At 46.8% G+C, this 23,907-nt stretch carries 17 protein-coding genes; 3 read left to right on the top strand and 14 right to left on the bottom strand.

Features of this window, described 5'->3' with window-relative positions; all coding sequences use genetic code 11:
- Window positions 1-17: 17 nt before the first annotated feature.
- Window positions 18-605, bottom strand: coding sequence for a TetR/AcrR family transcriptional regulator (locus HP548_RS20525; protein ID WP_076288325.1), 588 nt, complete (start codon window positions 603-605; stop codon window positions 18-20).
- A gap of 219 nt (window positions 606-824) precedes the next feature.
- Between HP548_RS20525 and HP548_RS20520 the strand changes: the two genes are divergently transcribed.
- Window positions 825-1,775 (top strand): LysR family transcriptional regulator, encoded by a 951-nt coding sequence (locus tag HP548_RS20520; RefSeq protein ID WP_175382682.1) that lies wholly within the window; start codon window positions 825-827, stop codon window positions 1,773-1,775.
- 43 nt (window positions 1,776-1,818) lie between these two features.
- Here the strand turns inward: HP548_RS20520 and HP548_RS20515 are convergent, their stop codons facing one another.
- The 8 genes from HP548_RS20515 to HP548_RS20480 all read right to left on the bottom strand — a co-directional run bounded on the left by HP548_RS20515 (window position 1,819) and on the right by HP548_RS20480 (window position 11,161).
- Window positions 1,819-2,583, bottom strand: a complete 765-nt coding sequence (locus tag HP548_RS20515) for an SDR family NAD(P)-dependent oxidoreductase (protein ID WP_076288323.1) — start codon at window positions 2,581-2,583, stop codon at window positions 1,819-1,821.
- 58 nt (window positions 2,584-2,641) lie between these two features.
- Entirely contained in the window at window positions 2,642-4,348 is a 1,707-nt protein-coding gene (locus HP548_RS20510; protein ID WP_175382681.1) for a M28 family metallopeptidase, read from the bottom strand.
- Window positions 4,341-5,594, bottom strand: coding sequence for a M20 metallopeptidase family protein (locus HP548_RS20505; protein WP_175382680.1), 1,254 nt, complete (start codon window positions 5,592-5,594; stop codon window positions 4,341-4,343). Before HP548_RS20505 ends, HP548_RS20510 begins: the two co-directional genes overlap by 8 nt.
- Window positions 5,595-5,609: 15 nt before the next feature.
- On the bottom strand, window positions 5,610-6,599 hold the full coding sequence (locus tag HP548_RS20500) for an ABC transporter ATP-binding protein (RefSeq protein ID WP_175382679.1): 990 nt from the start codon (window positions 6,597-6,599) through the stop codon (window positions 5,610-5,612).
- Complete coding sequence (locus tag HP548_RS20495) at window positions 6,577-7,593, bottom strand: ABC transporter ATP-binding protein (RefSeq protein ID WP_099854456.1); 1,017 nt, start codon at window positions 7,591-7,593, stop codon at window positions 6,577-6,579. Before HP548_RS20495 ends, HP548_RS20500 begins: the two co-directional genes overlap by 23 nt.
- The gene (locus HP548_RS20490) at window positions 7,571-8,494 is read right to left on the bottom strand and encodes an ABC transporter permease (protein ID WP_246318140.1); all 924 of its coding nucleotides are present in this window, start codon (window positions 8,492-8,494) and stop codon (window positions 7,571-7,573) included. The genes HP548_RS20495 and HP548_RS20490 overlap by 23 nt, the downstream gene beginning before the upstream one ends.
- Window positions 8,495-8,510: 16 nt before the next feature.
- Window positions 8,511-9,461, bottom strand: coding sequence for an ABC transporter permease (locus tag HP548_RS20485; RefSeq protein ID WP_076288318.1), 951 nt, complete (start codon window positions 9,459-9,461; stop codon window positions 8,511-8,513).
- A gap of 92 nt (window positions 9,462-9,553) precedes the next feature.
- Window positions 9,554-11,161 carry an ABC transporter substrate-binding protein gene (locus HP548_RS20480; protein WP_076288317.1) on the bottom strand — a complete coding sequence of 536 codons (1,608 nt, stop codon included), beginning with the start codon at window positions 11,159-11,161 and terminating at the stop codon, window positions 9,554-9,556.
- Window positions 11,162-11,416: 255 nt separating this feature from the next.
- Here HP548_RS20480 and HP548_RS20475 point away from each other — a divergent pair, with 255 nt between their 5' ends.
- Entirely contained in the window at window positions 11,417-12,919 is a 1,503-nt protein-coding gene (locus HP548_RS20475; protein WP_175382678.1) for a carboxypeptidase M32, read from the top strand.
- Between the two features lie 115 nt (window positions 12,920-13,034).
- On the opposite strand, the gene HP548_RS20470 is transcribed toward HP548_RS20475, so the two are convergent.
- From HP548_RS20470 to HP548_RS20460, 3 genes are all read right to left on the bottom strand, one after another.
- Window positions 13,035-14,252 (bottom strand): MFS transporter, encoded by a 1,218-nt coding sequence (locus tag HP548_RS20470; RefSeq protein ID WP_175382677.1) that lies wholly within the window; start codon window positions 14,250-14,252, stop codon window positions 13,035-13,037.
- A 241-nt stretch (window positions 14,253-14,493) separates the two neighbouring features.
- Window positions 14,494-17,736, bottom strand: coding sequence for a bifunctional cytochrome P450/NADPH--P450 reductase (locus HP548_RS20465; RefSeq protein ID WP_175382676.1), 3,243 nt, complete (start codon window positions 17,734-17,736; stop codon window positions 14,494-14,496).
- Window positions 17,737-18,010: 274 nt separating this feature from the next.
- On the bottom strand, window positions 18,011-18,928 hold the full coding sequence (locus HP548_RS20460) for an NAD(P)/FAD-dependent oxidoreductase (RefSeq protein ID WP_175382675.1): 918 nt from the start codon (window positions 18,926-18,928) through the stop codon (window positions 18,011-18,013).
- Window positions 18,929-19,335: 407 nt separating this feature from the next.
- On the opposite strand from HP548_RS20460, the gene cyoE reads away from it, so the two are divergent.
- A complete protein-coding gene (gene cyoE / locus HP548_RS20455; protein ID WP_373561693.1) occupies window positions 19,336-20,259 on the top strand; it encodes a heme o synthase in 924 nt (307 codons plus the stop codon).
- Window positions 20,260-20,363: 104 nt separating this feature from the next.
- Here cyoE and HP548_RS20450 read toward each other — a convergent pair whose 3' ends face one another.
- Window positions 20,364-22,133: an ABC transporter transmembrane domain-containing protein gene (locus tag HP548_RS20450; RefSeq protein ID WP_175382674.1), complete on the bottom strand. Its 1,770-nt coding sequence runs from the start codon at window positions 22,131-22,133 to the stop codon at window positions 20,364-20,366.
- Window positions 22,130-23,875 (bottom strand): ABC transporter ATP-binding protein, encoded by a 1,746-nt coding sequence (locus HP548_RS20445; RefSeq protein WP_175382673.1) that lies wholly within the window; start codon window positions 23,873-23,875, stop codon window positions 22,130-22,132. The genes HP548_RS20450 and HP548_RS20445 overlap by 4 nt, the downstream gene beginning before the upstream one ends.
- Window positions 23,876-23,907: the final 32 nt, after the last annotated feature.

Here is a 23,907-nt window from a genome sequence, read left to right as displayed (position 1 = left end):
ATTTCTCTTTACGAAGCTTACTGCTTCTCTTTTGCATTTTTCGCCACAACGGACAAATAATCAGCAGCCGTCAGCAAGGGCTGTTTGTCCTGGTTGGTCAGGCTGATAATCAACGCGCCCTCCATTAAGGAAATGACGAGTAGTCCCATCTCTTGTGCTTTCTTTTCACCTATGCCATCCAAAATCAGATGTTTCGTAATGATTTGCTGCCATCCTGCAAACACGTCCTGACATGCAATTCGCAATTGATGACTGATGCACGAGGTCTCCACGGCTGCCCAGAAACTAAACGGAAGAAAACCCGTAAACCCTGCCGCCTCCGTTTCAATGGCTAAGTCATGAATAAATTGCTGAATGGCATCCCCCGTATTTTCATGAGCAGCAAATACTTCTTCAAACTTCTGCAGAATGTTTTCATTGGCTTTTTGAATACACTCGTGAGCGAGCTCTTCTTTGCCATGTGGGAAATAATGATATAACGAGCCTTTTGGCGTACTGCTCTCCTTAATAATCTGATTTAGACCGGTCGCATGATATCCTTGTGAAAAAAACAGTCTGGCTGCTGTGCTGACGATTAGTTCTCTAGCATTAGACTTTTCACTCAATAAAGCCACATCCTTAAATGAATTATAACAATCGGTCTATATAATTAAAACCGTTTCGAAAAACACTGTCAACCCTTATATTTCGGCCTTTTTTTGTGATAGCGCTATCAATTTAATGCACGGAAAGAACAGGAGCAAATTATCCTTGATAACATTTTAAAAACATAATATCCTATTGGGATAGTATGCATTAACCATGATATAATGATCATTACAATAATGAATAGAAAGGTGTTTGCCATGGAAATGCGAATGATCAAGACCTTTCAAACGATTGTAAAGCTCGGGAGCTTTCAACAGGCAGCAGAAGCTTTGCAGTATTCACAACCCGCCATTACACTGCATATGCAGAAGCTTGAAGCCGATCTGGGTATGAAATTACTGGATAGAGGCAAAAAGATTAAATTGACGGAAGCGGGGAAAATTTTTTACGCCAGAGCCGATCAGCTCTTGAAGGAATACGAGTATTTGACAAATACGATCACAGACATTCAACAGGGACAAGCGGGGTTTGTACGAATTGGAGTATCCGAGCCAACAGCCAGCCATCGGCTTCCTGCTATTCTGTCTTCTTTTGTTAAACAGAATCCCAAGATTAAGCTCAGCGTGCGCATCGGGGACAGTAAGTTGCTTAATGAATTGCTAATTGATGAGCAGCTTGACTTTGCCGTCTGCCCTTCTCCTGAGACGAGTATGGAGACCGAGTTTCAACCGCTGCTTTTTGAACCGATGGCATTGCTGTTGTATGATTCACATCCATTTGCTCAGGGTGATGAAATCCATTTGGCAGATCTGAAAGGACAACAATTCCTATTCACACCCCCTAATTGCCCGATTCGTATCCGCATTGAGCAGTTATTGGCCGAGAAAATCGACAGCGATTATCAGGGAATCGAAATAAGCAATATCCGGTCTCACAAGTATTATGTACAAGCCAAATTAGGCATAACCATTGCTCCGGTTGCAACAATCTGCCCAGCCATTCCCGGTACTGTTATCCAAAAAATTGCCGATCTCAAGGTTGGGCCCATTGCAGGCATTTTGCGTAAGCGAAATATACCGCTTGGTTCCGCGAGCGAAAAGCTCATGCTCGACATTCGAGCTGCGCTGCTTCAGAGCAATTTATATGTTCCTGAATTTGAACTCCCTTCCCAGCTGGCTATGCCATAAAATTGACTCACCAGCTGCCATTCTATTTTCAGGATGCGAACTGTTACTTGAGTCTGCCTGCCGTGCGTCCACCATCAACCGTTAATATGCTGCCTGTAATAAATGAAGCCTGGTCCGAGGTCAGATACAATATCGCTTGGGGAGCGTCATCTGGACCTGATGTCCGGCCTAGCGGTGTAATTTTGATCATATGTTCTGTATGCTCCTTCGTCATCACACTAACCTCGCTGCCGGGTGCATAACCCGGCACAACCGCATTTACCCGAATGCGATAGGGCGACAACTCCAGGGCAAAGGTTTTGGTCAGCATCTCGATCCCTACTTTTGAAACCGAATAATTCCCCATGCCGACACCTGCGGTGGAAGCTGCCCCAGAGCTTATATTAATGAAGGAACCTTCTACTTCGCTCGCAATCATCTGTTTGGCAAAATGCTGAGTGAGCAGGAATGGCGCTGCCAGATTCAGATCCATTGTCTCATTCCAATGTTGAAGTGTCATATTCATGAGTGTGCGGTATGGATATATTCCCGCATTATTGATGACAATATCCGGCGCTTTCCATTGCTGCTCGACCACTTGAACCAATTCATTAATGGACTGTTCATCCACAAGATTCGTTACATGCCAGTGAACATCCACTCCCTCCTGCCTCAGCTTGTCTACTGTATTTCTTAGGGCATCCTCCCGGATATCGGACAAATAAAGGCTCGCGCCTTCGGCGGCATATGCTTGTGCAATCCATTGGCCAAAAACACCTGCCGCTCCGGTAATGACTACCCTTTTCCCTGCAAATGTTCGTTCCGGCATGACAGTCGCTCCTCTATATCATGATGTTCTTGCTGTAAACAGGCTGCTTGAACTTGGGTTAATTCAAAACGAGATTCTTTTCGGCCTCCACGACAAGTCGCACTGCCTGCTTTATTTCATAACCAATCCGATTCACCTGACGTATAAGTGATGTTTGGAGTCTGAAAAAGGCTTCACTTCCTACTTCGGCTGTCGCCAGAAGCTCGATGTCTGACAGCGCAGGCACAAGTGAATGACTGCCTGCGGCGTCATGATCATAGCGGCTGCCTCGCACATAATTGATGGGCACCAGCCATCTGCTAAGTGACAATATCGTTCGGTTCGCTTCTGTAACAGAAGCATCCGGCAGGGACGTGGAGCCTATCCGGTCATAGAAATGGTCCGTGGCATTCTGTAGCTGCTGGATCCTGCTTGTTAAGCGTGAAAGATCAAGCTTGTCTCCGATAAGTTCTGTGTAGTAACCAACTCGTTCGGAAAGGGTTCGGATCGCCTGTCTCTGGTCAAGTGGAATAATGGGAGAAGAGGCAGCATTATGGACAGCTGCTGCGTACACTTTGCAATCACGTGCCAGATAATCTCCGTCAATTTTGTCCAGCGTATCCTCAGTCGTATGCCACCACCAGCCAAACCAGCCCTCAGGCTGATAGGACAGCCCCATAAAAGCGGACGGAAGTCCAGCACCCCAGAAGGACTGATCTCCCGACCTTCCAAATGGAGAACCGCGAAAAGGTTCATCCGTGACGGTACGTATGGCATTTGCACAAAGTGTCCGTGTCTCTGCCATTGTATTGGCTGCACCGAGCTGACTCGCTCCCTTGGCGCCCACGGAATCAATATTGATATGCAACACCCCGTTTTCGTGCAAATCTTCCCAATGAAGATCGCTGTATAATGCAGAGCCGGCATATCTGCCGTGGGAATGGCCTGACCAAAATGCGAACCGAACGGAGCGCCGCAGCGTGTTACGATGCAATGATAATACCCGTGCCGTCTCCACTATGACTGCATTGGCGGAGCCGTTATCCATCGCCCCATAATGCCATGAATCCACATGTCCGCTAAACAACACAAAGGATTCAGGCTCTTCCGTCCCCTTTATCTCAGCAATCAAGGTCGGAATGTTCACCCAGTCTGTGCGCACTTCCGCGGTCAACGTAATCTCTACATTCTCTCTTTCTTCGGCGGCGATTAAAGACTTGATCTGCTCTCCATCTGAATGGTTGACCGACAGAACCGGAATAGACGGATAGCCATCATCCTCTGGTGTCGGATTTCCCCACACGGAGGAAACGATCATTTCATGCGTGTACGCACCACTATTGATAAATATGACCGCTACTGCACCCAACTGCTGCAAACGATAAATCGTGGGACCATTCGCAAGTCCGTGAACGACCACCGCTTGACCTGTCACTTGATTGGCCCAGTCGGTCTGGTCTGAATCCTTTAGCTCTATGAATCTCAAAAGCGTGCTCAAGTGTTCCGCCTGGGCTGACATGGAGTGCGTGATAGCTGCAAAAGAAATGCCGCCGACCTTAAGTTCTGCACTGACAGGGATACTGATGTAGGCTTTGTCAAACGTAAGCTCGGTGGTCAACCCAAAATCCTCAAGCTGTTCCTTAATATAATGGAATGCCCGTAGTTCCTCTTCGGAACCCGACAAACGAATCTCCTTCGCAATCTGTCTGTTGTATTCAAGCAAGAAATCACGGTCGATCTCATGTAGTATGGAGTGCACCTCCGACTGCTGCTTCAACTCAGTCATGTCGATTCCCTCTCTCCTCATTGCCTGCTGCAACACTCAGGGCAACCCTTGTTTCATCATCACTGCTCTGGTTCAAGTAACGGATGGCTGCTTCTCCAAGAACCGATATACCTGTAACAATCGCTTGCTCTTCAAAAATAATGGAATCACTGTGAAGGGGCAGCTCTGATCGGGCATCTTCTTCTGTAACCGTGCCGAGCCGGAATATGGCACCTGGCACATATTCGAGATACGCTCCAAAATCTTCGGCGCCCATGGATGGCTCCTTCAGATACACCACGGCTTCCCGGCCAATGGTATCTGCCGCTGCCTGTTCAATCACATCGACAATATGATCATCGTTTATTACAGGAGAACCGCCGCGGTAGTAATCAAATTCCGCTTTTCCACCGAACCCTTCCGCAATGGTCTCAATGAGTCGCTTCATATATACTGGCACTGCTTCACGCGTCTCAGGATTGTGCGTACGAATGGTACCTCTGAGTTGAACCTCCCCAGCGATAACGTTATACGCATTGCTATTGCTTTGCAGTTTCGTAATGGAGATTACGGAAGAATCAAGCGGAGACAAGTTTCGGGATACTACCGTTTGCAACGCAGTGATAATCTGGGCAGCAATGATGACCGGATCGATGGTTCGATGTGGATAGGCAGCATGTCCCCCTTTTCCCGTCACTCGTATATCAAAAGCATCTGCCGCTGCCAGCATGGCCCCTTTTCTCAAACCAATCTTGCCAGCAGGCAAATCCGGCCACACGTGGAGCGCAATGATCGCATTCACTTCCGGATTATGCAATACACCTGCATCAATCAGATCCGTTGCCCCTCCTTGAACTTCCTCAGCAGGCTGGAATATGAACTTCACCGTTCCCTGGAGCTCATCCCTGTGCTCACTTAATGCGGCTGCTGTTCCAAGAAGAATGGCGGTATGCACATCATGCCCACAAGCATGCATCACCCCTTCGCGAACGCTGGCAAACGGCAATCCTGTCTTCTCTACGATAGGTAGTGCATCCATATCGGCGCGAATTCCAATGGTTCTTCCCTCACGTCCGCCTTTCAAAAGCCCAACAACCCCTGTGCCGCCTACACCCGTCTCTACTTCGAGACCAACGTCCTCCAAAAATTGAGCAACCAGCTTGGCCGTTTCAAACTCCTGGTGACCAAGCTCAGGATTCTGGTGAATATGGCGGCGAAGCCGTATAGCTTCTTCCTTCCACTTTTCGGCTGAACTACGAAAACTCATTGTTTCATTCCTCCTCTATTCATCGTATAAATGACACTGCACTTCACGGTCTGGAGCGACGAATCGTTTCTGTGGAACGACCTGTCGGCATGTCTCCATAACGTATGGGCATCGGGTATGAAAAACGCAACCGGCAGGTGGATGAAGTGGCGATGGGATCTCACCGCTTAATACAACTCTTTCCCTTTTGGCACGAGGATTCGGGATCGGTACCGCAGACAATAATGATTTGGTATAAGGATGCAAAGGTTCGGCAAATAAAGCTTCTGCTGGCCCCTGCTCCACCATCTCGCCCAAATACATCACACCGATGCCGTCGGCAATATGGCGTACAACGCTAAGGTCATGTGCAATGAATAAATAGGAGATGCCCAGCTCCTCCTGAACCTCTTCCAGCAAATTAATAACCTGGGACTGAATCGATACGTCCAGCGCCGATACGGGTTCATCACATATAATGAGCTTCGGTCCAAGGGCCAACGCTTTGGCGATGCCCAGCCTTTGACGCTGACCACCTGAAAATTCATGAGGAAACCGCTCGTAATGTTCTTCACTGAATCCTACTTTGCGCAGCAACGACATGGCTGTTTCCGTTCTGTCCCGTTTGTTGCCCTTCTTGTGGATTAACAGCGGTTCTTCTATGGAGTAACCGATGCGTTTACGAGGGTCCAACGAGGTGTACGGGTCCTGAAATACCATCTGCATATGCTGCCTGTAGCTTCGCAATTCTTTTTTGCTTAACCCCAGAATATCTGTGCCCTCATAAAATGCTGCCCCTGATGTTGGCTCAACAAGTCGGAGAATCGACCGCCCGAGTGTGCTTTTACCGCAGCCGGATTCGCCCACCAGGCCAAAGGTTTGTCCTTGGTGGATGTCAAAGGATACCCCGTTGACGGCCTTGACTTGCCCCTTGGTTCTACCAAAAGAAGATCGAACAGGGAAATGTTTGTTCAGATTGCTAACCTGCAGCAGCGGCTTCGACTCATCCAATGATTTCGAGTTCATGTGTCTCCTCCTGAATCGTTGCTATTCCGGGATACCAGCAGCGTACCGAATGTTTCTCGTCCACCTGTTTCAAGGAAGGTGCTGCCCGCAAGCATTGTTCATCCGCATAAGCGCATCTTGGAGCGAATCGGCAGCCTGTTGGAACCTGATGCAACGCGGGTACCGTTCCCTCAATGACATGAAGCTTGCTGTGCTGCTCGCCATCAATACGGGGAATGGATTTCATTAAACCTGACGTATACGGATGCTGGGGATTGAAAAATAAATCGTCCACGCTCGCCTCCTCCACGACCTGTCCAAGATACATAACGGCTACTCTCGTACACGTCTCTGCGACTACACCCAGGTCATGTGTAATCAGGATGACACCAAGTCCCGTCTGCGCTTGCAGACTTTCAATCAGCTCCAGTATTTGCGCCTGAATCGTCACATCCAGTGCCGTTGTCGGTTCATCTGCGATAAGCAGTTTCGGATTACAGGCAAGTGCCATGGCAATCATGACCCGCTGTCGCATGCCTCCCGAAATTTCATGCGGATGCTCATCCACCCTCTTTTCAGGTGAAGGGATACCTGTCATACGCAGTAGATCCACGGCAGCAAGACGCGCCTGTCTGCCATTCATGTCTTGATGCAGCTTCAAGCTCTCGGCAATTTGTTTGCCAATCGTCTGAACCGGATTCAGGGAAGACATGGGGTCTTGAAAGATCATGGAGAGTTCATTGCCACGAATACGTTCCATTTGTCTTTTGGATAAGCTTAAGAGATTGGTTCCTTCGTAGAGGACTTCACCCGAGTAATCCACGTAATCTTCGTCAAACAGTCTGAGAATGGATTCGGCGGTTACGCTTTTCCCGCAACCGGACTCACCTACGATACCCAGCGTCTCCCCGGCAAGGACATGGAAGGATACGCCTTCCACCGGGTGAATGGTTCCTTTTTCGGTTGAAATGGACACTTTCAGGTCCTTCACCTCAAGCAGCGGTTGTTTTCCCACGACGTCTCCCCCTTTTCACCTTATTCGTATGTGGGTCGAGCAGATCTCTAAGGCCATCGCCGAACAGGTTCAGACCCAGTACAACGAGCACCAAGAAAATGCCCGGGAAGACAGTCATCCACCAAGCGTTGTAGATCACTGTTTTTCCGTCAAAAAGCATATTCCCGAGACTTGGGGACGGGGAAGGAATACCCGCTCCAAGAAAACTTAGAGAGGCTTCCGTCAGGATCGATACGGCAAAAATAAAGCTGGATTGGATAATGAGCGGAGACAGCGTATTGGGCGCCATATGAATCCAAATAATGCGCCAGCTGCTTGCTCCCTGCGCATGCAACGCTTCAATATAAGTTAACTCCCGAATGACCAGCGCCTTGGAACGAATAATCCGGGCCATCGATGGAATGAAGATAATACTTAGGGCGATAATGACATTACCCGGATTTGGGCCAAGAGCCGCCATAATGGAGATGGCAAGCAAAATGGACGGAAAAGCGAACAAACCGTCACAGATGCGCATAAAGATGTGATCCAGCACCGAATAACTTGCGGATAACAGCCCAACAATCATGCCGATCAAAGAAGATACGACCGTAACAGCAAAACCAACCGCAACCGAAATACGCAAACCATATACGGCGCGAGTGAATACATCACGTCCAAAGTTATCTGTGCCAAATATGTGCTGCAAGTTGGGCCCTTTAAGTCGATTCACCGGATCAATCTGTAACGGCCCGTATGGTGTAAGCAGCGGCCCGATGATTACCAGCAGCACAACAACAAGCAGAATTCCCGCCCCTGTGGTTAACAACTGATTATGCATAAAACGTCTGAATGCGATGCGACTGCTCTTCCCTTTGTGAAGTCTTGACGCAGCGATGGTGGTATCCGGATTGGTTATCAAGTTGTCTCCACCTCCTTCATCTCTTGCTTAATCGAACTCGTGGATCGACCAAACCATACAACAAATCAACGATTAGATTTACGAACACATAAGCAACCGTAACCAGCAGCACGGAACCCTGAATAACAGAGTAATCTCTTCGGCTTATCGAATTGACGATGAGCTGTCCCACTCCCGGAATATTGAATAGCGTTTCTATTACCGCAGCACCAGTAACCAGCCCACCGAATGATTCCCCAATAACTGTGAGAATAGGGATGAATGCAACGCGTAACGCATGTGTATACACGATCGTTTTTTCTTTGACTCCCTTGGCTTTGGCGGTTTTGATAAAATTGCCGGACATCACATCCAGGATGGAGGATCTTGTCATTCGGGTAATGAGCGCTGCCTGAATGATGCCGAGCACGATGCCAGGGAGCAACAGATACTTGATATGCTGCCACAAACCCTCTGTGAGTGGTTGATACCCTGCAACGGGAAGCCAGCGCAGCTTCACGCTAAAGAACATCACCAGCAGTGATCCCAACAGAAAGCTCGGAATGGAGATTCCCAGCATGGAGAAACCCATCACCGATTGGTCCACGATGGTCCCTCTTCGCTTGACTGCTGTAATGCCAAGGAACAAGGCGAGAAACACACCAATCACCTGTGCAATGATCGCAAGGGACAATGTAGGCGCCAGTCGTTCAAAAAAAGCCTCTGTCACAGGTTTGTCCAGAAAGATGGACTCCCCCAAATTCCCGGATAACAGCCCCAGCAACCAAATGCCGAATTGCTCATAGATCGGCCTGTCCAAGCCCAGCTTGCTTCTTAGCTCATCGATATCGGCTTTGCTTGCCTCTTCACCCAGCAGAATCGCAGCGGGGTCACCTGGTGTGACATGGATAATGGAGAACACCACAATTGCTACTACAAAAAGGACAGGTATCAAGGACAATAACCGACGAACAATATATCCACCCATATGAGGGCCACCTCACTTTCCAATGGCAAACGGAAAGGCGTATTCCTGTAGTAGCGATGCTACGCCTTTTCATCCGCTACCTTTCCTTTTAACTATTTGTTATTGGTTGTATTCCAGAAGATCGGGCCCAAAATATTCTGGAAACCACTGATATTTTTCGATAGCGCTGTAACCTGTTTGGTGTGCCCGATCTGAGAGAATGGAACTTCGGTCCATACAAATTGCTGCAATTCGTCAATGAGCGGCCTTGCGGCCTCTACTGAATCGGACGTCCGAATTCCTTGAAGTAGCTCGCTCAGTTTCTCGCTCTTCAGCAGCCCTGCTCCGCCTCCCCAGAACGCATACTGGTAGAACGTAGGCCGGAACGCATAACTCATCGGGTAGATATCCCACCCTGTACCTGTGCCGAGTTTTTCCTGCAAAGTAGGCCAATCATAGACATCCAGCTTGACCTTGACGCCAATCGACTCCAGCTCCTGCTGCAAAACAACCGCCACGTTATATTGATCCACATAATCTCTCGTCGTGAAAATTTTGATTTCTTCGCCGTTATAGCCTGCTTCCTGAAGCAGTTGCTTTGCTTTATCCGCGTTAGCTTGGCTGTACGATTCTTTGCCTGCTTCCGAATACCAGTTCGGATATTCCGGTAGAACCAGAGAGGATGTCTTCACATAAAATTGTGGATCACGGAATGCCGATGTCAGTATGTCATCCACATTCTGAACGGCATTGACAGCCTGCCGAAGTTTGACGTTCTTGAACAAGCCGTCATTACTGTTGTAGAAATATCCAATCATGCCTCCCGGACTGAGGAAGGTTTGCAAGTCGGGATTGTCCGCAATCTGCTGTTCATTATCCACAGAGATATTCAGCGCAATGTCGTATTCCCCGGAAGTAATCCCGGCAAGACGGGTTGACTCATCTGTTACGAAGCGGAAGTACAGGTCATCGACCAGTGCTTCCTTTTTGCCACCTGCTCCATCACTCGGCTCGGCACGGGCGGAGTAATCGTCATATTTTTTCAAATGAATATACTGATCCTGCTTCCACTCCTCCAATTGAAACGGACCTGTACCGATGAATGATTTGATACCTTTATCATCTGCTTCATCAACTACTTCTTTCGGGTAGATCGCCGCTGCTGGAATCGGATCAGCAAGAAGTTGCAGTGTTAGCAGAAATGGTGTTTTCAATTGAAGTACGACGGTATATGGGTCCGTTTCTTTGGCCTCGGCACCCACAAAGTTCGCTTTACCATGACTTGACAGTTTGATCCAGCGATTCAATGAAGCAACTACGTCCTCCGCGTGCAGTTCCTTGCCATTATGAAACTTCACACCTTGGCGCAGATGGAATGTATAGGATAACTTGTCGTCGCTAATCTCATAGGATTCTGCCAGCAGCGGAATGACCTGTGCATTTTTATCCAACGTTACCAGCTGCTCATAGATCTCGCGTGAAATATCCTTGACCGCTGTATTGGAAGACACATGTGCATCCAGTGTAACTGGTTGTGTTGGATAGCCAATGTTCAGTGCCCCGCCTGTCTTGCCTTCTGCCGATGTCTGCTGTGCTGGAGTTTCACCGGTTGTTGAAGAGGCCTGTGTACTCTGCTGGCCCTCTCCACCTGAAGCGCAACCTGCCAGAAGCAGGAATGCCAGAATCATCATTAAAGCAGGCTTGGTATGTTTTCTCATCATGTAACCCCTCTCGCTCTCATGCATAATGTTAAATCCAATTTCACTGCCCTGAATGATTTACAAGTGTTCATGTCGGATTAGTGAAAATTGGTATTTTCAGGCTAAGGGAACAGAGGTCTTTTGTAAAATAAGCAATCCTAATGTGTTAATTCATTTTTTGTAATCTACGAAAAAGCGTGATTCTCTGTACTTCCAACTATTCCGATGGTAATATACAACTTAAATTTCATCCTTTATCTGGAAGGAGTCATGAACATGACAACAATACAACGCTTGGATGCTGCACTTGCGGCACATATCGAGAAGATCGAACATTATAAACAGGTACAAACCCTGCTTGCCTGGGATGCTCGCACAGGGGCACCTCGAAAGGGCGCATCCTACGCCGCACGAGCCAAAGCAACATTGGCTGGAGAACTATTTAAGTTACAGACCGATTCTGATTTCGGTTTGCGATTAGAAGAAACAGCACAACAAAAGGACCTTGATGAGCTATCCAAGCGAATTATTGCAGAGCATTGGAAAACGTATACACGCTGGAGCGCCATTCCAATAGGGGAATATCAGGCATTTGTACAGCAGCAAGGTCTTGCAAACGCCGCTTGGCTGGAAGCCAGAGCTGCCAATGATTTTTCCATTTTCGCTCCGCATTTGAAACAGATCTTCGATGCAAGCTTGAAGTTTGCCGGATACTGGGGATACGAGCAGCATGCATACGATCCACTCGTACAGCAGTTTGATCCTGACCTGGACAAGGTAACGTTGGATCGCATTTTCAGTGAGCTGAAATCTGCTCTTATACCACTGATCCGTCGCGTCACCTCTTCCGCTAAACAACCGGACACATCCATATTCAACCATCCCTTCCCACTTGAACAGCAGCGGCAGCTTGGGATCGAGCTGTTACAAGCCATTCGCTATGACTTTGATGCCGGGCAATTCGGTTCAACCGTGCACCCATTCAGTTCTGCCATCAATCCTTACGATGCACGTCTTGCAGCCAAATTTGTTGAAAATGACGTTCGCGTTTCCTTGTGGAGTGCTTTACATGAAGGAGGGCACTCACTCTATACACAGAATATTGACCCCAACCTGATACATACTGGACTTGGGATCTTCACTTCGTACGGCATTCATGAATCCCAATCGATCTTTTTCGAGAAATTCATTGGCAGACATAAAGGCTTCTGGGAAAACAACTATTTTATTTTGCAAAAAATCAAACCTGAAACGTTTGGCCATGTGAGTTTGGATGACTTTTATTTTGCTTTAAATGCAGTAAAACCGTCGTTTAACCGTTTTGAGGCCGACGAACTTACCTACAACCTGCATCTCATTATTCGGTATGAGTTGGAGCAAGCCATTATTGCTGGAGAAGTGGATTACGAAGGATTGCCTGAAGCATGGAATGATAAATATGAGGAATATCTGGGCATTCGTCCCCCGACTCATCTGGAAGGCATTTTACAGGATGGACACTGGAGCGCCGGATTTGGATTATTCCCTTCCTATACACTTGGGTTTGTCTATGCTGCACAAATACACAAAGTCATCCGCCGCGAACTTCCCGATTATGATCATTTGATTGAATCAGATCATATTGAGACAATTACCGGATGGCTAACAACTCATATTCATCAATTTGGTAAATCAAGATCGTCGGACGAGCTAATCAAGTCCATCACCGGAAAAAGTATTGATACCGCTCCATTAATTCATTACTTAACGGAAAAATACGAGCAGCTCTACGAGTTGTAATGACTCTGTGATTCTGCAAAATAAAAAAAGCGAGGATTGATCCTCGCTTTTTTGGTGTATCATTTTTTTAAATAGAATGTTGTATGACTTGTTGCTTGTTACACCCGTAACAGCTCTACCCATTTAGAATCCTCTTTTTCAAAATACGATTCACTTGCTCTGAGCTGGCTAGCATTAGGATAAGAAAAACAAGTACAACCAGCGGGAAAAATCCGATATTGGTTTTCGCAGCAAGAACGCCAAAAAGCGGAGGAAGCAATGTAGTTCCTGTGTATGCCAGTGCCATCTGGTATCCCATCAATCGGGCAGAATTCGCTTTGCCGAATCGAGCTGGAGTTTCATGAAGAAGTCCGGGATAGATGGGTGCAAGCCCCAATCCAATTAGCATAAATCCAGCCAGCGCAAACGAAATGGATAATGGAAGCAGCAAGATGATTCCGCCCACAATGGCAGTCACTTGACCCGCCAGAATTAACACCCGATTTTTTATTTTTAACGTGATAAAGCCTGTTATCAACCTGCCCATCGTAATACCACCGTAGTATAAGGAGATCCATCCCGCAGCCGTTTCTGCCGAAATGTTTCTTGCTCCTACCAGATAGCTGGCTCCCCATAAACCAACCGTCGTCTCCACGCCACAATAAAACAGAAATGCAATCAGTGAGTTTTTGACTCCCTTAATCTTCAATACATTCCGTTCGGGTCTCTCCTCATGCTGTACTAACGTGTTGTCTGCTTGCCCATGATCCGATTCGTTGTTCAGACTCGCACGCTCCCGACTTGCAGCAACACGCTTCCACAACGGCAACGTGGCAAACAAAATCAGGACGAGGCAGCACTGGACGACAGCTACAGCTGTATAGCCGCTTCTCCACGAATGATGTTCCGCAATGTAATATGACATAATAATCGGCCCTGACGTCGCGCCAACACCCCAGAAACAGTGCAGCCAGTTCATATGGTGTGCCTTGTAGTGCTCTGCGACATAATGATTCAGTGCAGCATCAACGGCGCCGGCCCCTAGACCGAGCGGAATGGCAAGAATGACGAGCCACACCAATGAAGGGGCGAAGGAAAATCCAAGGAGTGCTCCGGCAGTCAGACAACAGCTAATTAACGTAACCTTGCCTGTTCCCCATTTTTGAATCACCGTGCCACTTGCCAAGCTTGAAACGATGGTTCCCGCTGCAACGACCATTGACAGGATTCCTGCTGACCCAAACGAAGCGCCAAGTTCAGGCCACATAACGGGCCAGGCTGAACCTAGTAGGGAGTCCGGAATCCCCAGACTGATAAACGCAAGGTAGATAATGATAAGAAACCAAGTTGCCATAAATAGATCCCTTCCCTGCATATAAATTAAAAGTAAATGAAACACAATAATGCTAGTCAATTACTTTATTTATATACTTTATAAAGTTATTTTATTATATTGCGTCAAAAATTTTTCTTTGTCAATAGATCATATCAGCCAAATTAAAACAGCCGCAGATCTGGATTAGAAACTCCAGATCTGCGGCTGTTTTTGGACATAAGAAAAAGGCGGTTTATCGCCGCCTCCATCTTAACATTTCTCAACTTACAGGAGCCTTAGCCGAATCAACGGCTCGTTTACCTGCCCACACATCCTGGACGTAACGCCCTTCCGACTGAAGCTGAGTAAGCCAATTTTTCGCCTCCTGGCGGGTTGCTCCCTTCGCCTTTTGATATGCTTGCCGCAAAGTCTCTTCCACGGCGGGAGCCATAAGGCTTCCATCCCCGCATACGTAGATTCTCCCTTTGGCATCAAGCAAATGAAGTAAATCTTCGGCTTCCTGTAACATCAGATGCTGAACATACGTTTTGGGCGTACCCTCAACACGCGAAAAAGCGGTGTGCAGCCTGACGATGCCTGCCTGTTCGTATTGTTCAAGTTCTTGACGATATATGAAATCCGAATCATTCCTGCAACCAAAGAACAAATGTGCCTCACTCAGTGGCAATCCTCTCTCTTTTAGCACAGATCTGGCCTGCAGGAAACCTCTGAACGGTGCAACCCCCGTCCCTGGACCAACCATAATAATTGGAACATCCGGCTCTTCTGACAGCTCAAATCCGGATCCTGGCGTACGTACAAACATCGAAATACTCTCTCCCGTCTGGCATTCGGCCAGATAGGATGAAGCCACACCACGGAATTCACCATTGCCGCTCCATGCAGGCTCTTTCACAACGGACACCGTGATACTGGCCTGCTTGGCATTGAAGTGTGGAGAGCTGGATATGGAATAATACCTGGGCTTGAGTGGAGGCAGCATTCCAAGGAATCTTTCAAACGGCAGCTCACAGGCTTCATACTTTTCCAGCAGTTCCAGCATGGTAGTTCTGTTTTGAAGTATATGTTCCCTGTAGTTGTTCTCTTCGAGCATCGCCTCCAGCTCACGCTTATGAGGTGGGCACACCGTATTGTTAGCTAACTCCCGCAGCTGCGTTCTTGTAACAGGTGCTTGCAGCTCAACGCAGGAACGGAGCAATTCATTCACTTTGACAGGACGGTTCAGAGGAAGATGTGTCAACTGTGTCTCGTTCGAAGTTAATTGGATCTGAACGTCCCCTTTTAATCCGAAACGATGCAAGATGCGATTCACGATTTCATCTGCATTTAGGGGCAATACGCCAAGATGATCGCCTTCTTTATAGGTCATGCCTTTAGGCAGCAGCATCTCAATATGACGTGTACTCCGCCCACTATCCATGGCCTGAAGCTCTTCATTTACCACTATAGTGGCATAGCTGGCATTGTAGGTTTGTGCAAGTGGCAGATCGGCTTTCTCGCGAACAAATTCCATTTGAATTGTACTTCGTGAGGAGTGCTCCATAGATTCCTCGCTAATCCCCAACGCTTTTAACATTTGGGGCCACAACATCCGCTGCCACTCTTCCACTTGTTTCTCCATATCCCCGCCTGCATCGGCTTCTCCCCGAGGTAACAGCCTGTTGCCTCCCAAGCTCGCAAGCTTCTCATCGACCAATCGAGGAATGCTCTGGTAGGTACTGGACCAGCTCCGATCCCCGCAGCCCAGAACTGCATAGGTCACACCTTGCACCTTCTCTGACTCGACTTCCTTTAACCACTCGATAAATGCCGCTGCATTTTGCGGAGGTTTACCATTATACGAAGCTGTCACGATGAGAACTATCCCCTCTTTGGGCAGACGGCCAATCCATTCATTCAATGTTGCGGCTTCGCTTGGAATTCCATAGGAACGAGCTTTATCTGCAAAAGCTCTGGCAATGCCTTCTGCCGTCCCCAGGTTGGAGCCGTATAGAACCAGTATGGTTGGATTGGCATTTACGGAAGTCGTCATCGATTCCTTCATAGCACTATGACCAGCTACATTTGTATGCATACCCTGATCCTGATTCGGCTTTTCATCCGAGCGAGCAACAGATGTACTCAGTTTCGGTGAAACGGTCCGTGCTCTCACCTGTATTCGAAAATCGCCTGGTTTTAACGTTAACGTTTGTTTCACATCCAACTGATAGTTGCTATAGTCTACCAGTTCAAAATGTTTAAGTACCATACCGAGTACAAGGGTTGCTTCATATAAAGCAAACTGCATGCCGATACACGCTCTCTCCCCATTGCCAAACGGTTTATACGCATGATGAGGCACTTGAGTCGTATCTTCAAAACGTTCCGGCCGGAATAGCTCTGCATCCTCTCCCCAGGCTCCTTTGTCACGGTGAAGCTGAGGCAGAAGAATACTGCAGCTCTCCCCTTTTTTCAGCGGATATTTGCCACCGATGACAGTGTCTTCTTTGGCATAGACGTCAAATCCGGGAGCGGTTGGCCATAGACGCAGCGATTCACTGAGAATCATGCGGATATATGGGAGCTGAAGGATTTCCTCGTACTGTGGAGAGTCACTTACCAACACCCGATCCACCTCATCATGGGCCTTTTGAAGTGCTTCTGGATTGTTCAGCAAAAAATAAAGGGCAAAAGATAACAAACCACTCGTCGTTTCATGTCCGGCTATGAGGAACGTAATAATCTGATACCTAATATTCTCATCGTCCAGCGCTTCTCCGGTTTCCGGATCTTTGCCATTCAGCATACGAGCGAGCAAGTCAACCTCTTCAGGAGCAGCACTTGCTTTACGTTCCTCAATAATCTGATCGACCAATGAGAACATCGTTTGGATGTCTTCCTCGAACTGTCGCTTGGTTTTCACCATCAGCAGATTTTGGATTTTCAAGCGTGAGCTTTTTTGCATAGCCTCATTTAATGCACGAACCATACTTTCGATAAAAGGACTGTGATCCTGTCTGTAAAAGCTGTTAAATCGATAATTGAAACCACACAGTCCAATGGTATCCAGCGTAAGACGTGTCATGTCATCTGCTACATCAATGGTGTCGTTGGAATTTAAACGTGCCCATTTGTTTATCAATTGTTCGGCTATGTCGACCATCATCGGATGATAACCCTTCATCGCCTGTTTACTAAAGGTGGGAAGCAAAATATTATGTGCCTTTTTCCAGTTTGGCTCGGATGTTCTGCTTGTAAATAAACCATCACCTCCAAAGGCACGTACATTTTCGAGTTCATTGTATACAAATTTATCAAATCGAGATACGTCACATAATTCAGCTACCAGATCTGGGCCAGATACGATCAAACCGGAATAACCAGGAACGGTCAGTCGATATATCGGTCCATACTCCTCAGCTAATTTCCCAAGGGACAATGTTGGTTTCTCTTTATCAATCAAGGGCAGATTCCCGAGTGGTCCATACATTTTGGGCTGTGGAACGTTAGTTGCAATACTCATTTTAAACACCCTCTCCCAGAGTTTAAAATGATAGTATTATCTATCATTTGATACAATGATAAACCGTTAAGGGATGAAAATCAAATATTGGGTTTATGACAAAAACGGTCGGAACTAGTCCACTTATCGATGGAGAAGAACTACTAAAGATCTACTAAAAGATTGATTAAACACAAAAAGGGAATTGCTTTTTTGCATTCCCTTTTTGATCAGATCTATTTTGTTGACTTATCGTTTGTGCAAAGTAATGGACAAGAAATTGTACATCGTAATTCTACGGGTTTAAATGTTTACCGCGCTCATCCCAGGCTTCCATATTAAGTTCACTGTTAATCGTTACAGCGGTTAATGCACCAAGGGACGCCGCAGTAATGGCCTGGTACAACTCCGATGCTGCATCTCCAGCGCTGAACAGACCCGGTACGGTTGTTTTGCCGAAATCATCTACAACGACTGTACCCGCATCCGTAACCTCACAGCCTATCGTCTGCGGAAGTTCTGATCCAGCCGTTAGTTTCGGTCCAAAGAAAATCCCCGCGCACGAGATTTCGGTACCATCTTCTAACACCACTTGCTGCACCATACCATCGCTTGATTCAATAGATTGAATTGGAGAGTCCCATACCGGGACACCATGCTGCTTCAATTCCTCCCTCTGCTCATCCGTTAATTCATCAGGTCCATTCGTGCAAATGGTAAACTCGCTTGTCCAGCCCGAGATCGTCTTGGCCATATGAAATGCCTTGGCTCCATTCACAATGATGACAAGCCGTTGATCTCTTAATTCCCATCCATCGCAATAAGGGCAGACAAAAGCACTCTTGCCATATACCTCTTTCAACCCGTTAATATCCAGAGGAAGGTCTTTTTTTCCAACTGCAAACAAAATTTTCTTTGTGCGATAGACTTCCCCTTGGGCCGTTGTAACTTGAAAATCACCATCTGTTCCTGTCACTGAAGTCGCTGTGTCCCCTGCAAAATGAACGGACGGGTAAGCGCTAATCTGTTCTTTCGCAACCTTCCGAAATTCACGTGGACTTGCACCATCTCTCGTCAGGAAACCGTGTGTTTCACGCGTAACCCAATTACGTGGGCGTTCATCATCTATGACCACAACATGTTTGCGAGCTCGTCCTAGTACAAGTGCAGCATTAAGACCCGCTGGTCCTCCGCCTATAATTAATACATCCATCTTTTGATCCACATTTAACACCCTTTCCAGATATTCAATATCCTTTATTGTTACAAAAAAGCCTATACTGATTACATCTTGCCTCCTGCAGCTGTTCTTTAATAGAAACAATCCAAGACGAGATCACTTAATACCATTAAAGATCTCTTATATCTACAATAAACAAATAATGCTCAACATGCAAGAAAAATATGCTTCTCTTGTTATCCCTGCTATTTGGTTTCAATGACCTGTATCACAGAAAATCATTTTTAACAATTAAAAAAAACCTTGTTTTTAAATTGTTCACAATCAAATGACATTATTTTAAATACTAAATCGTTAATTAATTCACATACTGTATTGAGTGCTATAATAAAACCACGAGATATATAAGTATAGATATAGGAAGTGAGTTCTTGAAAACATTGAATAAAGGGGCACGGCCCGAAATCAGCCTGGAGTATACTAGCTCGATTCCGAAAGTATTTTTTGATACGATCAAGATCGGAATCATTAAATCCAATCTGATCGCCATGTTTGCCGGTTTAAGTTTGGCTTTGTATGTATTTGATGCATCTATTTTAGCAAATATTGTACCCATTATCCTCTCTGTTATCGGGTCTTCCCTGATTATTGGAGCGGCCGGGGTGTTTAACAATTTGTATGATCGGGATATCGATGCGATCATGGAACGCACCAAAACACGCCCAACGGTAACTGGTCGTGTAGATACCAAAACAGGTTTGATCCTCGGTATTGCCATTACGATTATCGGGGGCATCATGTTGTATATCGCTTCCCCTTCGGCTGCCGTATTTGGCATATTGGGACTGTTGTTGTACGTGTTCCCTTATACGATGTGGACCAAACGAACAACGGTATACAATACGGAAGTAGGAAGTCTTTCAGGCGCTGTGCCTCCACTCATTGGTTGGGCAGCCATTTCGCCAGAACTGGGTCATTATGAAATTTGGGCTTTGGTTGTTACCATGCTGTTGTGGCAGATGCCTCACTTCTATGGCATTGCCATCCGGAGATTTGATGAATACAAAGCGGCTGGCGTTCCGATGCTTCCTGTTGTAAAAGGTATCAGACGAACATACATCCAGACGAATGTTTATCTGGTATTGTTGTTGTTCTCCAGCTTCTTGTTCTGGCCGATGAGTCCGTTCATTGCCATTGTTGCGTTTCTGGTAAGTTTAGCTTGGCTTATTCTTAGTGTGGCAACTTTCGATAAGAAAGAAACCAAGAAATGGTCGCATAAAATGTTTATTTTCTCCATTAATCACATCACGATTATCTTCCTGGTCATCATTGCGTATTCATTGATTGCACCGCTGATCAAATAAAGATTGACCAAATGAGCAATAATAAAAGCCGTACAGATCTTAACTCTTTCAAAAAGAGTTGTCTGTACGGCTTTTTTCATTTGTTATAAATCGTATATCTTATCCTATCCCACTTTAACCGGTTTTTGCTCACCTTGCCAAAGTAGCTGCATCTCTTCATTAGTAGCAAGCAAATCTGATAAGCTGCCCTCGGCCTCAATTCGTCCATCCTTCATGACGATGATATGATCTGCCTTCGCAAGTGCTGCTCTGCGGTGAGATACCGCAATACATGTGACATCTGGCTCCTCGAATAAACCTTCCCAGACCTGTTGCTCGGTTTCCACATCCAGCGCACTGGACAGATCATCGAAGATGAAGAGGTCTGCTTCCGTCATCAGCATACGTCCGGTAGCCGCACGCTGAATTTGACCGCCTGACAGCATGACACCTCTTGGACCTACGGACGTTTCGAGTCCTTGATCCAGGTTTTGAATATCCTTATCCATAACAGCCAATCGAATGGCTTTTGCAAGTGCGACTTCCGTACGACCCTGTTTGCCCTGAACAATATTCTCTTTCAGCGTATCACTGAACAATCGAGGTACTTGCGGCGTATATGCTGCTCTAGGCGGCATCAGAAAGGTAGCGGGATCGACATCTTTGCCATTCCAGCGAATCGTACCCTCCTGTTTGGGCAGCAGTCCCAGAAGTGTGCGGACCAGAGTCGACTTGCCAGAACCGATCCGTCCAGTGATGACCAGAAATTGTCCCCGCTTCACACGGAAGCTGATATCCTCTATTCCATTTGCAGAATGAGGATATTGGTACGCCAGATTGCTGATTTCCAGCTCTCTTAGCTTCTCTTTGGGATCTCTCTGTTCTTTAGGTAGCTCAGGCGGATCTTCATTCAGATACGTCTCTCTGAAATCCATGATCTGGTCTTCCTCCCCAGTACGAAACAGGGTTCGCATGCGGTCAAAAGATACTTTGAGCCGTTTATGCTGGAATACCATATAGCCAAACAATGAAATGCTAAAGCCAATATTGGCAAGATAACTGGTGAACAAGGCAAAATTACCTACGGTGAAATTGCCGGATTTCATCTCGGCCGCACACATCAGGAGAATGAGACCTGTACAGATACTGAGCACATGCTGATTAAGTGATCTCATCCACTGTTTGAACAGATTATCCCGGAGTGCAGCTTGACGACGTTCTTCATTGAGTTTGTTAAAACGAGTAGAGACATGCTCTTCTGCCTGCCCAAGTTTCAGTGCCTGCACAGCCCCAAAGGTTTCAGCAATGAAACTGGTGATTCGTCCTGTCGACTCACGATTGACCTGTGCATATCGACGAGCCCGATTGCCAGACAAGTTATTCAGCAACGTTACGATTACCAGTGGCAACACAGCTACCAAAGTGATTTTCCAATTAATGTTCGCCATGATGACGATGGATACAATAGCGAACACGAGCCTTCCCCAAAAATCCACCCAGGATTCTACGTACTCAACCACTTCATCCACATCATCACGAAAGCGGCTCATTGCCTCCCCCGGTGAAGCTGGCAAATTGCGTCCTGGCCAGCGCATAATCCCAGCGAGCATGTTGGTACGCAGAATGGCTTGAATATGGTAAATGTACGTGATCCATGCATAGAATGCGGCAAAAAACGTCCCTACTCTTACCGCTCTGATCAAAGCAATGAAGATCAGCGGAGCTGCCAGCCACATATAATCACTGGAACCCGCCGTTGCCCGGTCAAAGAACCACTGCATCCCAATCCCTATTGCCAGCGGCAAAGAATGAAATATACACCATGACAATCCGTTGATCAAAAATAGAAAAGGCCTGAATCGAAATAAACGGCCTATGAATCCTGTTACATTCACGCCAATTCCTCCTCTCGCCCTGTAATCAGCAATCTGGCATAATGTGACGCCGGATCGCTGGCGAGCACTTCTCTGGCTCCGAATTCCAGTACCTTGCCATCACCCAGTACCATAATCTGATCGACCTTCTCCAGAGTAGCCAGGCGATGTGCAATAATAATTCCCGTACATTGCTTCATTAACTGATCAATGGCAGACTGAAGCATGCTCTCTGTAGCAGCATCCAGCCGTGAGGAAGGCTCATCGAGAATAACCAGACTTGGTTCAGTCAGAAATACTCGCGTCAAGGCAAACAATTGAGCTTCCCCAGCGGACAATGAAGAACCACCTGCCTTCAGATGGGTGTCCAACCCTGCCGGTTGTGATTCAATCCAATGACTTAATCCAAGTCGATCCGTTGTCTCCTTAATGATCTGATCCGAGACATCCTGATTGAACAGCGTTAAATTGTCTCGCAACGTACCGTCGAACAGCTGTACATCCTGAGTAACCATACCAACCCTGCGGTAAAGTGCAGGCAAGGTAAGCTCTGTAATATCTTTGCCACCTACACGAATTGTTCCGCTATCCAGATTGTACAGGCGCAGAAGTACCCGACTGAGACTTGATTTTCCGCTACCGGTACGACCGATAATGCCAAGTCGTTCGCCAGGTTTAATGGCAAAGTTAATATTCTGCAATACAGGTTTATCCTCGTTATAACTGAAGTTCACCTGTTTGAATTCCAGACCAAGCGGCCCTTCTGGCAGCTGATCTTCTCTTCCGTTTTCGATCTCGCTGCGTAAAGACAACAGTTCTCTTGATCGAAGCATACCTGATTTCGCCTTCTGAAACTCTTGAACCTGATCGCCCAGCATCTCAATCGGATCATTAAGCATCTGTGTGTATTGATATATCAGAAACAGGGTTCCGATGCTGATGATGCCTTGCATGTAATAATGAACACCGAGCAGAAGTACTGCCGTGACTGCAAGTGCGAACAGAATGACCGTCGTATTCCATGGAATTACCCGAAGCAGCCAGGCTTTCCTTCCTTTTTGAAATACAACACGCATCGTACGATAAAAGCGATTCATCACATACGGGACATGCCCGTTCGCTTGAACATCTTCAATTCCCGCAATACGTTCTTCAATTAATCCGAACAAGGATGCACTCGCTTCCCGCTCATTTTTGGAAGAGTTTACTCCCAGGTTCCGAATGAACACCATAAATAGAATCGATAATAATGTAAACACCGTCATGACGATCGCAATCGGTACGTTTACAGTGAACATAAATCCGAGAATTCCGGCAAGCAAGACAAAGCTCCCCACCACCTGCACAATGAACATCGCGAAGAAGTTGGAGATACTCGTCACATCACCATCCACCCGTTCTATCATCTCTCCCGGCGTCTTCACATTATGAAACCGCATATCCAGACGCAGACAATGCTTCAGGAGATCTCCCCGTAACCGGTTCGTTGCTCGCCAGGCCACATCATTCCCCAGATAACTTACGGCTACTGTAATCAATTGATTTACGACGGCAACAATTAGAAACAATCCGGCAAGCTGGATCAGGTTAGAAAGGATTCCCCCACTTGCCGCTGTATCAATGAATCGTTTGATAATCTGTGGATTCAGGAGCTGCAGCCCTGTTGACGTTAGCAACATCACCATAAGTATGGCCAATCGGCCTTTGACTGGTTTTAGATATTGCAGCAGCCAGGACATGGAGCGTTTCTCTGTTTTGGGCATAACCCCTCACCCCTTCGTATAACATTTCTTTT

The sequence above is a fragment of the Paenibacillus taichungensis genome, assembly GCF_013359905.1.
GTDB lineage: Bacteria > Bacillota > Bacilli > Paenibacillales > Paenibacillaceae > Paenibacillus > Paenibacillus taichungensis.
Note: the sequence above shows the minus strand (reverse complement) of the source record. Positions and strands in the feature narration are given on the sequence as shown.

Bases quoted from the DNA above. Each gene is read 5' to 3' on its own strand.
- HP548_RS20520 (WP_175382682.1), top strand. From the start codon at position 825: ATGAATAGAAAGGTGTTTGCCATGGAAATGCGAATGATCAAGACCTTT.
- HP548_RS20515 (WP_076288323.1), bottom strand. From the start codon at position 2,583: ATGCCGGAACGAACATTTGCAGGGAAAAGGGTAGTCATTACCGGAGCG.
- HP548_RS20510 (WP_175382681.1), bottom strand. From the start codon at position 4,348: ATGACTGAGTTGAAGCAGCAGTCGGAGGTGCACTCCATACTACATGAG.
- HP548_RS20505 (WP_175382680.1), bottom strand. From the start codon at position 5,594: ATGAGTTTTCGTAGTTCAGCCGAAAAGTGGAAGGAAGAAGCTATACGG.
- HP548_RS20500 (WP_175382679.1), bottom strand. From the start codon at position 6,599: ATGAACTCGAAATCATTGGATGAGTCGAAGCCGCTGCTGCAGGTTAGC.
- HP548_RS20485 (WP_076288318.1), bottom strand. From the start codon at position 9,461: ATGGGTGGATATATTGTTCGTCGGTTATTGTCCTTGATACCTGTCCTT.
- HP548_RS20480 (WP_076288317.1), bottom strand. From the start codon at position 11,161: ATGATGAGAAAACATACCAAGCCTGCTTTAATGATGATTCTGGCATTC.
- HP548_RS20475 (WP_175382678.1), top strand. From the start codon at position 11,417: ATGACAACAATACAACGCTTGGATGCTGCACTTGCGGCACATATCGAG.
- HP548_RS20470 (WP_175382677.1), bottom strand. From the start codon at position 14,252: ATGGCAACTTGGTTTCTTATCATTATCTACCTTGCGTTTATCAGTCTG.
- HP548_RS20465 (WP_175382676.1), bottom strand. From the start codon at position 17,736: ATGAGTATTGCAACTAACGTTCCACAGCCCAAAATGTATGGACCACTC.
- HP548_RS20460 (WP_175382675.1), bottom strand. From the start codon at position 18,928: ATGGATGTATTAATTATAGGCGGAGGACCAGCGGGTCTTAATGCTGCA.
- HP548_RS20445 (WP_175382673.1), bottom strand. From the start codon at position 23,875: ATGCCCAAAACAGAGAAACGCTCCATGTCCTGGCTGCTGCAATATCTA.